Below are 13,703 nucleotides of genomic sequence, written 5' to 3'. Positions count from 1 at the left end.
GCGTACCTCATTTCCTCGGGTGCGTGGCTGCCGAAGGGATGGCCCTCACCCGTCGGGCCGAGTGGATTCCCCTCACCCATCAGACAGCACCGGGGCGGGCGGCGGCCGGTATCGCGGCCGCCGCCCGCCCCGGTGTGTGCGGCCGGCTCAGACGTCGGCGGCCGCGGGCAGGGCGAGCCAGGCGCCGTAGCCGCCGAGCAGGTCGGAGACGTCGGCGCGGCCCTTGTGGCGGAGCAGGGCGGCGGCGATGGAGGAGCGGTGGCCGCCCGCGCAGTGCACGACCAGCGAGCGGTCGGCGGGGACCTCGTCCATACGGCGGGCGAGTTCGGCCAGCGGGATGTGCAGCGAGCCCTCGATGAAGCCCTCCTCGCGCTCGGAGGTGTTCCGCACGTCCAGGACCAGCGGCGGCTCGTCGCCGTCCATCAGCCGGCGCAGCTCGTCGGCCGTCAGGCGGCTGGCCTGTGCCATCTCGTCGGCCAGGCCCGGGAAGGCGCCCTCGGGCTCGCGCAGGTAGCCGCTGACCTTGTCGAAGCCGATCCGGGCGAGCCGGGTGACGACCTCCTCCTCGCGGTCCTGCGGCGCCACCACGACGATCTCCTGCTCGGGACCGACGACGGTGCCCGCCTGCTCGGCGAACCGGCCGTCCGCGGGCACGTTGAGCGAGCCGCGCAGATGACCGGGCGCGAAGTCCTGCGGCGAGCGGGCGTCGACCACGACCGCTCCCGCCGCGCGCCGCTGCATGAACTCCTCGACCGACAGCGGCCGGTGCCGGGTGGCGTCGAAGAGCCCGTGCTCCTTGCGGTTGAGGATGGCGTCGTAGACGAAGTACGCGGGCGCGGAGGGCTGCCCCGCGGTCACCAGCTCCACGAACTTCTCCTCGCTCATGGGCCGGCAGGCGTAGTTGGTGGCCCGCTGCTCGCCGATGGTGGACTGGCGCTGGGTGGAGAGGTTCTTGCCACAGGCGGAGCCGGCCCCGTGGGCGGGGAAGACGCGGACCTGGTCGGGCAGGGCCATCAGCTTGTGCTGGACGGTGTCGTAGAGCATCTTGCCGAGTTCGTCGGCGGTCACGCCGATCGAGGCCAGCAGGTCGGGGCGGCCCACGTCGCCGATGAACAGCGCGTCGCCGGTCAGGACTCCGTAGGGGACGGTGTCCGCCGCGTGCTCGTACACCAGGACGCTGACCGACTCGGGGGTGTGCCCGGGGGTCTCGAGGATCTGCAGCTGGACGTCGCCCAGGCTGATCCGCTCGCCGTCGGTCAGTTTGCGGATGGGGTACTCGGCCTCGGCCCGCTGCCCGTAGCCGATCCAGGCTCCGGTGCGGTCGGCGAGCTCCAGGTGGCCGGCCAGGAAGTCGGCGTGGAAGTGGGTGTTGATGACCCCTTCGATGGTGAAACCGTGGGTCTCGGCGTCGGCGAGGTACTCGGAGACGTCACGGCGGGGGTCGACGACGACGGCCCGGCCGGTGCTCGGGTCGGCGATCATGTAGGACGCGTGGGACAGGCAGTCGAGGTAGTACTGGGCGAAGAACATGGCGGGTGGCCTCCATATCGAGGAGTGGGGGTAATACCTCAGGGGGTATATAGGCGGTTCTGCTCCGCCCTGGCCGGAGGACGAGGGCGGGGCCGGGGGGCCGGCCCGGGCCGGGGGAAGCCCGGGCCGGCGGTCAGAGGCGGCCGGTGAGCATGCCGTGCCAGTACACCGGCGGGAGCCCGTACCGCTTGAACGCCCACATCGTGCGCCGCTCCTTGAAGGGGTCGATCAGCGGGAAACTGGGCGTGGGGTTGAGGTCGTAGTCGAACTCGGCGAGCAGCATCCGGTCGCGGGCCGTCACCAGCGGGCAGGAGGTGTAGCCGTCGTAGCGGTGCGACGGAGCGCGCCCGCTCATGACGTCCAGCAGATTCGCCGCGACCACCGGTGCCTGCTTGCGGACGGCCGCCCCGGTCTTGGAGGTGGGCAGGTTGGCCACGTCACCGACCGCGAAGACGTTGTCGTACGTGGGGTGCTGCAGGGTGTGCTTGTCCGCGGCCACGAAGCCCTGCGGGCTGGCCGGGTCGGCGAGCGGGCTCGCCTTGACCCAGTCGGGGGCGCTCTGTGGCGGCACGGCGTGCAGGAGGTCGAAGCCGACGGTCTCCTTCGTGCCGTTCGCGTGATCGGTGATCGTGACCTCGCGGCCGGCGCCGTCGACGGCGGTCATCTCGGAACGCAGCCGCACCTCGATGCCGTACCGGGCGACCACCTGTTCCAGCACCCGCGTCCAGGCGGGCACCTTGAACAGGGTCGGATCGGGGATGACGAAGATGATCCGGATGTCGTCGAGGACCTTTTCCCGGCGCCAGTAGTCGGCGGCCAGATAGGCGATCTTCTGCGGGGCGCCGCCGCACTTCAGCGGGGACGCCGGGTGGGTGAAGACGGCCGTGCCCGAGCGCATCCGCCGGATCAGCTCCCAGGTGCGCGGGGCGTACTCGGGCGCGTAGTTGCTGCTCACCCGGTCGTGCCCGACCGCCTCGGCCAGTCCGGGAACGCCGTCCCAGTCGAGCTGGATGCCGGGCGCCATCACGAGGTGTTCGTAGGTGAGTGCCTCGCCGCCGGACAGCTCCACCGTGCGGGCCTCGGGGTCGACGGCCAGGGCGCGGCGGCGGATCCAGCGCACCCCGTCCGGTATGACCGACCCCTCGGGGCGGCGGGTGGTGCGCAGGGGCGCCTGGCCGCCGCCGACCAGGGTCCACAGCGGCTGGTACCAGTGGGTGTCGGAGGGCTCGATCAGGGAGATGTCGGTGACGCCGGCGCGGCGCAGGCGCGCCGCCACACTGATGCCGGCGCTGCCGCCGCCGATGACGGCGACCCGGTGACGGCCGGAGATCGGGGTGTTGGCGGGGGATGGGGTGGCGACCACTTCGGAGTTCCTTTCCGGTGGGGGGGGTGCGGCTCTCGGTGGGGATCAGCCGGAGTGCGGCTGCATCCCGGCCGTGACGGGGCGGCCCCCGCGGACCCAGCCGCCGGTGCCGCCGGTCACGGAGTAGGCGTCGATGCCGCGGGAGTTCATCCAGTCGGCGGCCGTCTTGCTGCGGTTCCCGCTGGCGCAGATCACGTACACGGCCCGGTCGGTGGGCAACTCGTCGCAGCCTGCGGGCACGGTGCGCAGGGGCATCAGCCGTGCGCCGGGCACATGTCCGGCCGCGTACTCGTCCGGCTCCCGCACGTCGACGACCGGGGCGCCGTCGGCCCAGTCCACCGCGAACGCGTCCAGCGTCACTTCACGGGCCATCTCGTTGCCTCCTCAATTACCCTGGGGGGTATCCATGAGGCGAGAGTACGGCTGCTCGACGGGTTGCGTCAAATACCCCAGGGGGTATGTATTGCGAGGTTCGCCGGGTGCAGACGCCCCGCGATGGGCCCGGGCCCGGGCCGGGGCGGAGAGGCTGTGACGTAGTACACGTCCCTGCCGCCCATCAATCCGTGCGGGCCGCCACGATGACGGCCTGGACCCTGCGGGCCGTCGTGGTCACGGTGGGGATCCTGCGGGCCGTCGTGGTCACGGTGGGGATCCTGCGGGCCGTCGTGGTCACGGCCCGGTCCGCACGGACCGCCATGGTCACGGCCCGGAGCATGCCGGCCGACCAGGACCCCGAACACCGACCGCCTCGACGATGGCCTGTATGGCCGAGGCGCTCGGCATGCAGCTGCCGGGCCCGGCGGCCTGGCCCGCAGTCGGCTCCCGGCGGATGGAGACCGCGCAGGCGGCGGGGCAGCACCGGTCCCGGCCGTACCCGCCGGCCTGACCGGCCTGACCGGCCTGACCGGCCTGACCGGCCTGACCGGCCTGACCGGCCTGACCGGCCTGACCGGTCAGGCCGAGGAGGGGCCGGTGAGTCGGGTCCGGCCCTTCTCGGTCCGCTGTCGGTGCATGTCAGCTCGTCGGGCCCGGTGGGCGGGGGAAGCCCGCCGGCTCGGCCGGCGAGTTCCCGGGCCCGGTGTTGCGGACGGCCAGGAGCGCCGCGCCGATGTGGGCCACCGCTCGCGGATCGGACAGGGAGCGCTGTGTCAGTTCCTCGACACGGCGCAGCCGGTAGCGGACGGTGTTGGGATGGACGAACAGGCGCCCGGCCGCGTCCTTGGCGGAGCCGGAGGTGGCGAACCACTGCTCCAGGGTTTCCAGGAGGCGGGCACGCTCCGCGGCCGGGAGGCCGAGGACCGGCCGGAGTGTCACGTCCACCAGGTGCGCGGCTTCCGCGGGCGCGGCGGCGACGACCATGGCCAGCGGGTCGTCGTCGAACCGCGCGACACCGGGCCCGGTGTGCCGCAGACCGGCCAGGGCCAGCCGCGCGAAGCGCAGGGCCTGCGGGGTGTCCCGTAGCGACTCGAAACAGGGGCTGACGCCCACGCGGGCGGTTCGGGCGCGGTTCAGGACGCGCAGCAGGGCGGCCTCGGCAGCCGGTGTGGACAGGGCCACAAGGCCGATCTGCTGGTCAGGCAACAGCCGCCAGGCAGAGGGGAGTTGTGCCTGGCGCAGTGCCGACTCGATACCGGTGAGCGGTTCCTCGCCCGGTGCGTCGGCGACCGCCGCGGCGACGGCGTAGGGGCCGCGTTCGGGCAGGCCGAGCTCACGGGCGGCGTCCCGCAGGGTGGTGCGGTCGGCGATGACGCCGGTGAACAGCGCCTCCGCCAGCGCCGAGCGCCGGGCCTCGCGCTGCGAGGTCAGCTCGGCGGAAGCCTCCCGGTGGGCCGCCGCCACCGACTGGGCGTACTGGCCGAACAGCGCCCAGATCTCCGCCGACCGCGACACCAACTCGGCGTCCGAGACCTCGGGACGGGCCCGTGCCTCCGCGAGGATCTCCGACCACAGGAACGCGAAGCCGATCCGGTACGCGTGCAGGGTGTCCGCCAGCGGCATGCCCTGCTCGGCACGGGCGCGGCCGGTCTCACGTGACGGGCTCGGGTCCGGATCCGCGGCGTCCGCACGGCCGAGGCGGTCCAGCACCAGGGTCGCGTTGGAGGTGGTCGAGTGCACCAGTGAGTCGAACGGGGTCAGGGAGTCGTCCTTGTAGGCGTCGACCTGCGCCCGGATGTGCAGCGCCATCTGCTCACCCAGCTCCGGCACCCGTGCCCGCAACGCCGCAACCACGTCCGACATGTCCATTTTCCCAGCGTAACGCGCCGGTTTTGTTCCCCGGAACAAACCGCCCGCCGATTCGCTGTCCCGCCGGCCATAGGACCTCGCCCCGGTACGGCAGCACCATGGCGTCCACATGAACAGCGGATTTCGACGATGACATGCGTGGAGGCAGGCCATGGCCAATCTGGCACAGTTCCTGGTCGAGACGGCACGACGGCAGCCGGAGCGGCCCGCCCTTCGTCTCGGTGAGCAGGTCACCGGCTATGCGGAACTGGACGAGCGCAGTGCCCGCGCCGCCGCGCTGCTGCGCGCCGAGGGGGTACGGCCCGGTGACCGGGTCGCCCTGATGCTTCCCAACGTTCCCGAGTTCGTCGTCCTCTACTACGGTGCACTGCGTGCCGGAGCGGTCGTCGTACCGCTGAACCCGCTGCTGAAGGCGCGGGAGACCGCCTTCCACCTGAGCGACTCCGGAGCGGTGCTGCTGTGCGAATGGCACCAGGCGCCGGGCGAGGGCGCGAAGGGTGCGGCCACCGCCGGGGTGCGGCACCTGGCTGTGGAGCCCGGCGACCTCGCCGCCCGGCTGTCCGGGCACGAGCCGCTCGCCGAGGTGGCGGACACCGGCGACGAGGACGTGGCGGTGCTGCTGTACACCTCCGGCACCACGGGCCGCCCCAAGGGCGCCTCCCTCACCCACGGCGGGCTGCGGCACAACACCGAGGTCAACATGGTGTCCGTGCAGCGGATGACCCCGGACGACGTGGTGGTCGGCTGTCTGCCGCTGTTCCACATCTTCGGCCAGATCTGCACCATGAGTGTGGCCGTTCTCAGCGGTGCCTCGCTCACCCTGATCCCGCGCTTCGACCCGCAGGCCGTCCTGGACGCCATCGCCCGCGACCGTGCCACGGTCTTCGAGGGCGTCCCCACCATGTACGCGGCACTGCTCCAGCACCCCTCGGACGCCGACATGTCGACCCTGCGGATGTGCATCTCCGGCGGGGCGTCGCTGCCGGTGGAGATTCTGCACGGCTTCGAGCGGCGCTTCGGCTGCGTGGTACTGGAGGGTTTCGGTATGTCCGAAACCAGCCCGGTCGTCACCTTCAACCACCCCGACCGGCCGCGCAAGCCCGGCTCCATCGGCACCCCGATCCAGGACGTGGAGGTGCGGGTCCTGGACGACAACGGCCGGGACGTGCCGCGCGGCGAGGTCGGCGAGCTGGCCGTCCGCGGCCCCAACGTGATGAAGGGGTACTGGAACCTCCCCGAGGAGACCGCGGCCGCCATCCCGGACGGCTGGCTGCGCACCGGGGACCTGGCACGGCAGGACGAGGACGGCTACTTCTACGTCGTCGACCGCAAGAAGGACATGATCATCCGGGGTGGTTACAACGTCTACCCGCGCGAGATCGAGGAGGTGCTGCACGAGCACCCCGCCGTCGCGCTGGCCGCCGTGGTGGGCGTCGGACATGCCCACCTCGGGGAGGAGATCGGCGCCGCGGTGGTGCTGCGCCCGGGTGCCGAGGTCACGCCGGACGAACTGCGGGAGTTCGTCAAGGAGCGGGTGGCGGCGTACAAGTACCCGCGCGAGGTGTGGATCACGGACACCCTGCCGACGGGCCCCAGCGGCAAGATCCTCAAGCGGGAGATCACGGCGCCGGCGGAATGAACCGGCGGGTCCGACCTTCGCGCGGCGCCCTGCACCGGACGGTTCCGGTACAGGGCGCCGCGCGCGCAGGACGGTCCCGGACGGCGTGGACGACGAATGCGTGTATGCCCGGCCGGACGTGCGAGGTACTGCGGGTGACGGGTACCTCCACACACGACGGGGATGGCGTCGACATGACCGTCCGTCGGACCCCGTCAGCCCTGGGCGGTGTGGGTGACGAAGCCGGTCCAGGCGGTGGGGGAGAGGGCGAGCTCGGCGCCGTTGTGGTCCTTGGAGTCCCGGACGTGGACCGCCCCCGTGCCCTGTGTGCCCCACGCGACCTCGACGCAGTCGTCGCCGTCGGAACCGCTGTAGCTGCTCTTGAACCAGACCCGTTCGTCGATGCCGCTCATGGCGCTCCTCGCAGTCGCTTCAACAGGCTCCGGGAGTCGTCGGAGGTGAGAGCCTGCGAGCGCAGTCTCGCATACCGCTGAAGCATGATGCTGACCTCTTTCGGGGTCATGACCAGCATCCCGCCACGCTGCCCCTCCGCATAGCCGAACCACTTGTGCTCCGGGGACTCCAGGAGCCTCAGCGGCCCGTCGAACCCGGCATGGTCCGGCTGATGGGTCGGCATGATCTGCAACTCGACGTTGAACTGCGACGACCGTTCCAGAAGGCTGTCGAGCAACTCCCGCGTCACGTCCGGGCCTCCGGTGCCGCGCTCCAGCAACGCCTGCTCGACGATGAAGCTGAACGTGATCGCCGGCCTGCGGTCGAACAGCCGCTGACGCTCCAGGCGGGCCGTGACCTGCTGGGTCACCTGGTCCTCGTCCTTGACCGGTGGGACGCTTTCCGTCACCGCCCGCGCGTAGCGTTCCGTCTGCAACAGGCCGGGAACCACCCGGCAGTCGTAGGTCCACAGCGTCACCGACCGGGTCTCCAGCCGCGCCCACTGCCGGAACCAGCTCGCCAGCCCCACCTGCCGCGACAGATGCGGCGCTGCCCTGCGCAGCGCGCCGGTGTTGCCGGTCGCCTCCTCCGCGCGTTCCACGAAGCCCCGGTCGGGCATGCGGCGGCCCAGTTCCACCGAGGCCACCGTGTGCCTGGAGAAGCAGACCAGGGTGGCGAAATCCTCCCGGCTGAGGCCCGCGTGCTCCCGTAAGGCCTGGACGACCGCGCCGAAGGTGCGCATGCTGTCCGAGACCCCGGGCTCACCACAACTCCCGGTGCGCGCCCCGTCGTCCATGTTCTCATCGGCCACCGTCGGCCACCTTCCCGCGCACATACCGCGCCGTACCGCTTCTTACCGGGCACCATCGTCACCCGGCGCGGGGCGTACCGTCCACAGAGTGTGTGCGTACGCTGACATTGCGTACACGTACCGGAGTTGGTGATCCGGCGCAATTCCGGTCGCCGGCGAGGGGAGGGGCCGCGTCGCACCCGTCTGCACCGGCTGAGGGATCGGCGCAATGCGATGTTGGTCATGCCGTCGCCACGTCGACTACGGCGGGAAGTGGACCTACCGTACTGCCACGGCTGCTGGTTGACCGCCGGGGATCGCCGCGGAGTGGGGGACGCCGGGGTTCTTCCCGGAACGAGTGGCCGGGGCGCACGCGGGACCATCGCGTCCCTGCACACCCCTATGGCTGACCACGAGACGAAAGAGCCGAGCATGCTCATTGGAGTGACCCGGGAGACCAGACCCGGGGAGACCCGGGTCGCGGCCACGCCCGCGACCGTCAGGCAACTGACCGCACTGGGCTACGACGTGGTGATCGAGACCGGGGCGGGTACGGGTTCGAGCATCACCGACGAGGCGTTCACCGAGGCCGGTGCCACGATCGGCACCGCGGAGGAGGCGTGGCGTGCCGACCTGGTCTTCCGGGTGAACGCCCCCGAGATCACGGAGGTGGAGCGGCTCAAGGAGGGCGCGACGCTGGTCGCCCCGCTCGCGCCGGCGGCCAACGGCGACCTGCTCACGGCGCTGGCCGGGCGCAAGGTCGACGCCTTCGCGATGGACGCCGTTCCGCGCATCTCCCGGGCGCAGTCGCTGGACATCCTCTCCAGCCAGGCCAACATCGCGGGGTACCGCGCGGTGATCGAGGCGGCGCACCACTTCGGCCGGTTCTTCACCGGCCAGGTGACCGCGGCGGGCAAGGTGCCGCCGGCCAAGGTGCTCGTCGCCGGTGTCGGCGTGGCGGGTCTGGCGGCGATCGGCGCGGCCGCCTCCCTGGGCGCCGTCGTCCGTGCCACCGATCCCCGGCCCGAGGTCGCCGACCAGGTGAAGTCGCTCGGCGGCGCGTACCTGCCGGTGGACGTCGAGGTCGAGCAGTCGACCGACGGCTACGCGAAGGCCACCTCCGAGGCGTACGACCGGCGGGCCGCCGAGATCTACTCCGAGCAGGCCGCGGACGTGGACATCATCATCACCACGGCCCTGATCCCGGGCCGGCCGGCGCCGAGGCTGATCACGGCCGCCGACATCGCCGCCATGAAGCCCGGCAGCGTCGTCGTCGACATGGCCACCGCCCAGGGCGGGAACGTCGAGGGATCGGTCAAGGACCAGGTCGTCACGACCGCCAACGGCGTGACGATCATCGGCTACACCGACCTGCCGGCGCGTCTGCCGGCGCAGTCGTCACAGCTGTACGGCACCAACCTGGTCAACCTGATGAAGCTGGTCACCCCCGCCAAGGACGGGCGGCTCGCCCTCGATCTCGAGGACGCCGTGCAGCGCGGACTGACCGTGGTCCACCAGGGCGACGTGCTCTGGCCACCACCCCCGGTGCAGGTGTCCTCGGCCCCCGCCACGACCACTCCCGCCACCCAGCCGGGGAAGACGGGCGAGAAGGCGGCCACGGCGGAGAAGAAGCTCACCGCGACCGCCAGACTGGCCCTCGTCGGCACCGGATCGCTGGCGCTGTTCCTGCTCAACGCCGTCGCCCCCTCACAGATCACCCAGCACTTCACCGTGCTGACCCTGGCGATCGTGGTCGGCTTCTACGTGATCGGCCACGTGCACCACGCGCTGCACACGCCGCTGATGTCGGTCACCAACGCCATCTCGGGGATCGTCGTGGTGGGAGCGCTGCTCCAGCTGACCGGCAGCGACAACGTGGTGCTGGTGCTGGCCGGAGTCGCCACGCTGCTCGCCTCGATCAACATCTTCGGAGGCTTCGCCGTCACCCGCCGCATGCTCTCGATGTTCCGGAAGGCGTGACGTGACCATGGACATCCTCTCGATCTCCGGCGCGGCCTACCTGGTCGCCGCCCTGCTGTTCATCCTGGCGCTCGCCGGGCTCTCCAAGCACGAAACCGCCTCCCAGGGCTGGCTCTACGGCGTCGTGGGCATGACGCTCGCGCTCGTGGCCACGGTCCTCCGGGTCACCGACGCCGGTTCGGCCACCTCCGTCATCGTCCTCGTGGCCGCGGTCGCGGTCGGGGCGGTCGTCGGGCTCTGGTGCGCGAAGCGGGTGCAGATGACCGGCATGCCCGAACTGATCGCGCTGCTGCACTCCTTCGTCGGTCTCGCCGCGGTGCTGATCGGCTGGAACGGTCACCTGGAGGCGGGTGCGCACGCCGACGGCATCCACTACGCCGAGGTCTTCATCGGTGTCTTCATCGGCGCGGTCACCTTCACCGGCTCCATCGTCGCCTTCCTGAAGCTCTCGGCGCGGATGAAGTCCGCACCGCTGATGCTGCCGGGCAAGAACGCCATCAACGTCGGGGCCCTGGCCGGCTTCGTGATCCTCACGGTGGTCTACGTCATCACGCCGTCCCTCGGACTGCTGACCGCGGTCACCGTGCTGGCGCTGGCCCTCGGCTGGCACCTGGTCGCCTCCATCGGCGGCGGCGACATGCCCGTCGTCGTCTCCATGCTCAACAGCTACTCGGGCTGGGCGGCCGCCGCCTCGGGGTTCCTGCTGGGCAACGACCTCCTGATCGTCACGGGCGCGCTGGTCGGTTCCTCCGGTGCGTACCTCTCGTACATCATGTGCAAGGCGATGAACCGCTCCTTCTTCTCCGTCATCGCGGGCGGCTTCGGTATTGAGGCGGGTCCGTCGGGTGACCGGGACTACGGCGAGCACCGTGAGATCTCCGCCTCGGACACCGCCGACCTGCTCCTGTCGGCCTCGTCCGTCGTCATCACCCCCGGCTACGGCATGGCGGTGGCGCAGGCGCAGTACCCGGTCGCGGAGATGGCCCGGCTGCTGCGCGAGAAGGGCGTCGAGGTGCGTTTCGCCATCCACCCGGTCGCCGGGCGGCTGCCCGGGCACATGAACGTCCTGCTGGCCGAGGCGAAGGTGCCGTACGACATCGTCCTGGAGATGGACGAGATCAACGACGAACTCGCCGACACGGACGTGGTGCTGGTCATCGGCGCCAACGACACCGTCAACCCGGCGGCGGCCGAGGACCCGGACTCGCCGATCGCGGGAATGCCGGTGCTCCGGGTGTGGGAGGCCGGGAACGTGGTGGTCTTCAAGCGGTCGATGGCCGTCGGCTACGCCGGCGTACAGAACCCGCTCTTCTTCCGGGAGAACTCCCAGATGCTCTTCGGCGACGCCAAGACACGCGTCGACGAGATCGTGGGAGCCCTGGCCCGGGTGCCGGCCTGAGACGGACGCCGGTGCGGTGGTGGTGACACCGCACCGGCACACCGCCGTCCCTGCGGGAGATCAGCGTCGGGGCCTTGACGAGGCCGTGCGTGCCAGGGGAGTCGATCCGGGAGCGTGCCGTAGGAGCCGCGAGGCTCCTTTTCGCCTTCTCTGATGCGCCCGGCCCGCCGGAGGGGCGCGAGCCCTGCCGCCCGGTGGTCGGAGGCATCCGTACCGGCTGCGGAATGTGTGCATGGCTGATATTCCGTACGCGAATCGTCGTCGCGGGTGAGTTGTCCACAGGCCCCGGCGGACGGCGGGCGGGGCGGTGATGATGGAGCCATGGTGGAAGAACTGACCCGCGTCTCCCGCGGTGAGCGGTCGGCCGGGAGGCCGGGGCGTGCGGTGCTGCCCCCGGCGCTGCGGGCGTGGCTGGGGACGGTCGCGGTGCTTGCCGCGCTGGTGACCGGCGCACTCGGAGTCGTGTACGCCGGCGGCGGCGAGCCGGGGGGAGTGGACGCGTGGGTCCCGGTGGGGTCCTCGGGGCGGGATGCCGCTCTGGCCGTGGACTTCCTGGGGGAGCCCGTGGGAGCGGCGGTGCTGGTCCTGGTCGCCGTGACCGGCTGTCTGCTGGGCCGGTGGGCTCGTGCGGCGGTGCTCGTCGTCGCCGGGACCGGTCTGGCCGTGGGGATCACCAAGCTGCTCAAGCCGCTGGTGGGGCGCACCATCCACGGTGACGCCAACCTGTCCTACCCGAGCGGGCACACCGCCTTCCTCACCGCGTTCGCCCTCGTGGGGGCACTGGTCGTGACGGGCCGGCTCGGCCTCGGCAGGACGGCCGGTCTGTCACTCGTGCTCGCCGCCGCGCTGGTCGCCGGGGGAGCCATGGGCTGGGCGCAGGTCACCCTGGGCGCGCACTACCCGACGGACGTCCTCGGCGGCTGGTGCACCGCGCTGGCGGTGATACCGGTGACCGCGTGGGCGGTCGACGCGGGGTGGCGAAGACGGCTCTGACGTCACGTCACGCCCGGGGGCGGAACACCGGCTTCACCGGACGGCCGCCCAGCCACGGGGTCGGGTCACCGGCGTCCAGTGCCTTCCGGTACACCGCGCACGCCTGGGCCACCACGCCGACGGTGTGCTCGATGTCCGCGTCGTCGAGCGCGGCGCTCACCACGAACGACGGGGCCAGCACCCCGCCCGCCAGGAGGTGGCGCAGGAACAGGGTGCGGTACTCCTGCGAGGGCCGGCCCTCCTCGTCCAGGGTGGCGAAGACCAGATTGCTGGCCCGGCCCCGGACGACCACGTGGTCGCCGACGCCCATGCTCGCCGCCGCGTCACGGACCCCGGCGGCCAGCCGCTCGCCGAGGGCGTGCAGGCGCGCGGTGACCCCCTCCTCGACGTAGGTGGTCTGTACGGCCATCGCGGCGGCCAGGGAGTGGGTCTCCGCGCCGTGCGTCGTGGAGAGGAGGAACACCCGGTCGCCGGAGTGGCGCAGCCCGCCCCGTTCCATCAGCTCGCGGCGCCCGGCCAGCGCGGAGACGGCGAACCCGTTGCCCAGCGCCTTGCCGAACGTGGAGAGGTCGGGGACGACGCCGTACAGGCCCTGGGCGCCCGCCTCGGACCAGCGGAAGCCCGTGATCATCTCGTCGAAGACCAGGACGCAGCCGTGCCGGTCGGCCAGTTCGCGCAGACCGGCGAGATAGCCGGGCGGCGGCTCGGTGTGGGTGGCGGGTTCGAGGATGAGGCAGGCGATCTCGTCCTGGTGCCGGGTGAGGAGTTCTTCCGTGGCGGCCAGGTCGCCGTAAGGGAACCCCACGGTGAGGTCGGTGGTCGCCGCCGGGATGCCGGCGGACATCGGAGTGGTGCCGATGAACCAGTCGTCGACGGAGAAGAACGGATGGTCGGCGCAGAGGGCCACCCGGGGGCGCCCCGTGACGGCGCGGGCCAGGCGCACCGCCGCGGTGGTGGCGTCGGAGCCGTTCTTCGCGAACTTCACCATCTCGGCGGTGGGCACCGTGGCCAGGAAGCGCTCCGCGGCCTCGGCCTCCAGGAGGGACGGGCGGACGAAGTTGCTGCCGCGGTCCAGTTCGCGTCGTACCGCTTCGAGTACGCGGGGGTGGGCGTGGCCGAGGCTGACCGAGCGCAGGCCGGAGCCGTACTCGATGTAGCGGTTGCCGTCGACGTCCCATACGTGGGCGCCGCGGCCGTGGCTGATGACCGGGGCCAGGAGTTCGGGGTACTGGTCGTCGCCCTTGGCGTAGGTGTGCGCGCCGCCGGGGATCAGGGCGTGCAGCCGCTCGTTCGCCTCCCGTGAGCGGGGCAGGCGGAATTCCTCGGTGGTCAC

General features: G+C 71.7%; 12 protein-coding genes and 1 pseudogene. 5 read left to right on the top strand and 8 right to left on the bottom strand.

Features of this window, described 5'->3' with window-relative positions:
- Positions 1-147: 147 nt before the first annotated feature.
- The 4 genes from ACIF9R_RS27960 to ACIF9R_RS27945 all read right to left on the bottom strand — a co-directional run bounded on the left by ACIF9R_RS27960 (position 148) and on the right by ACIF9R_RS27945 (position 3,596).
- On the bottom strand, positions 148-1,530 hold the full coding sequence (locus ACIF9R_RS27960) for a rhodanese-like domain-containing protein (protein WP_399985148.1): 1,383 nt from the start codon (positions 1,528-1,530) through the stop codon (positions 148-150).
- A 133-nt stretch (positions 1,531-1,663) separates the two neighbouring features.
- Positions 1,664-2,893: an FAD-dependent oxidoreductase gene (locus tag ACIF9R_RS27955; protein ID WP_399985147.1), complete on the bottom strand. Its 1,230-nt coding sequence runs from the start codon at positions 2,891-2,893 to the stop codon at positions 1,664-1,666.
- Between the two features lie 45 nt (positions 2,894-2,938).
- On the bottom strand, positions 2,939-3,265 hold the full coding sequence (locus tag ACIF9R_RS27950; protein WP_399985146.1) for a rhodanese-like domain-containing protein: 327 nt from the start codon (positions 3,263-3,265) through the stop codon (positions 2,939-2,941).
- Between the two features lie 184 nt (positions 3,266-3,449).
- Positions 3,450-3,596, bottom strand: coding sequence for a hypothetical protein (locus ACIF9R_RS27945; RefSeq protein WP_399985145.1), 147 nt, complete (start codon positions 3,594-3,596; stop codon positions 3,450-3,452).
- A gap of 39 nt (positions 3,597-3,635) precedes the next feature.
- Between ACIF9R_RS27945 and ACIF9R_RS27940 the strand changes: the two are divergent.
- Positions 3,636-3,749: pseudogene (locus ACIF9R_RS27940) on the top strand (dihydroxy-acid dehydratase); the annotation flags it as partial.
- Between the two features lie 158 nt (positions 3,750-3,907).
- Here the strand turns inward: ACIF9R_RS27940 and ACIF9R_RS27935 are convergent.
- On the bottom strand, positions 3,908-5,137 hold the full coding sequence (locus tag ACIF9R_RS27935) for a PucR family transcriptional regulator (RefSeq protein ID WP_399985144.1): 1,230 nt from the start codon (positions 5,135-5,137) through the stop codon (positions 3,908-3,910).
- A 151-nt stretch (positions 5,138-5,288) separates the two neighbouring features.
- On the opposite strand from ACIF9R_RS27935, the gene ACIF9R_RS27930 reads away from it, so the two are divergent.
- Positions 5,289-6,776 carry a long-chain fatty acid--CoA ligase gene (locus ACIF9R_RS27930; protein ID WP_399985143.1) on the top strand — a complete coding sequence of 496 codons (1,488 nt, stop codon included), beginning with the start codon at positions 5,289-5,291 and terminating at the stop codon, positions 6,774-6,776.
- Between the two features lie 194 nt (positions 6,777-6,970).
- Here ACIF9R_RS27930 and ACIF9R_RS27925 read toward each other — a convergent pair whose 3' ends face one another.
- Together ACIF9R_RS27925 and ACIF9R_RS27920 are read right to left on the bottom strand one after the other, a co-directional pair.
- A complete protein-coding gene (locus tag ACIF9R_RS27925) occupies positions 6,971-7,168 on the bottom strand; it encodes a DUF397 domain-containing protein (RefSeq protein ID WP_399985142.1) in 198 nt (65 codons plus the stop codon).
- Positions 7,165-8,004 (bottom strand): helix-turn-helix domain-containing protein, encoded by an 840-nt coding sequence (locus ACIF9R_RS27920; RefSeq protein WP_399985198.1) that lies wholly within the window; start codon positions 8,002-8,004, stop codon positions 7,165-7,167. The genes ACIF9R_RS27925 and ACIF9R_RS27920 overlap by 4 nt, the downstream gene beginning before the upstream one ends.
- Before the next feature lie 426 nt (positions 8,005-8,430).
- On the opposite strand from ACIF9R_RS27920, the gene ACIF9R_RS27915 reads away from it, so the two are divergent.
- The 3 genes from ACIF9R_RS27915 to ACIF9R_RS27905 all read left to right on the top strand — a co-directional run bounded on the left by ACIF9R_RS27915 (position 8,431) and on the right by ACIF9R_RS27905 (position 12,370).
- The gene (locus ACIF9R_RS27915) at positions 8,431-9,978 is read left to right on the top strand and encodes a Re/Si-specific NAD(P)(+) transhydrogenase subunit alpha (protein ID WP_399985141.1); all 1,548 of its coding nucleotides are present in this window, start codon (positions 8,431-8,433) and stop codon (positions 9,976-9,978) included.
- 7 nt (positions 9,979-9,985) lie between these two features.
- Positions 9,986-11,377: a Re/Si-specific NAD(P)(+) transhydrogenase subunit beta gene (gene pntB / locus ACIF9R_RS27910; RefSeq protein WP_399985140.1), complete on the top strand. Its 1,392-nt coding sequence runs from the start codon at positions 9,986-9,988 to the stop codon at positions 11,375-11,377.
- A gap of 321 nt (positions 11,378-11,698) precedes the next feature.
- Positions 11,699-12,370 carry a phosphatase PAP2 family protein gene (locus ACIF9R_RS27905; protein WP_399985139.1) on the top strand — a complete coding sequence of 224 codons (672 nt, stop codon included), beginning with the start codon at positions 11,699-11,701 and terminating at the stop codon, positions 12,368-12,370.
- 7 nt (positions 12,371-12,377) lie between these two features.
- Here ACIF9R_RS27905 and ACIF9R_RS27900 read toward each other — a convergent pair whose 3' ends face one another.
- Complete coding sequence (locus ACIF9R_RS27900; protein ID WP_399985138.1) at positions 12,378-13,703, bottom strand: glutamate-1-semialdehyde 2,1-aminomutase; 1,326 nt, start codon at positions 13,701-13,703, stop codon at positions 12,378-12,380.

It is taken from the genome of Streptomyces sp. NPDC086080, from assembly GCF_044540255.1.
In the GTDB taxonomy this organism is placed as follows: Bacteria; Actinomycetota; Actinomycetes; order Streptomycetales; family Streptomycetaceae; genus Streptomyces.
The sequence above is the reverse complement of the archived record's forward strand: the minus strand, read 5'-3'. Positions and strand labels throughout refer to the sequence as shown.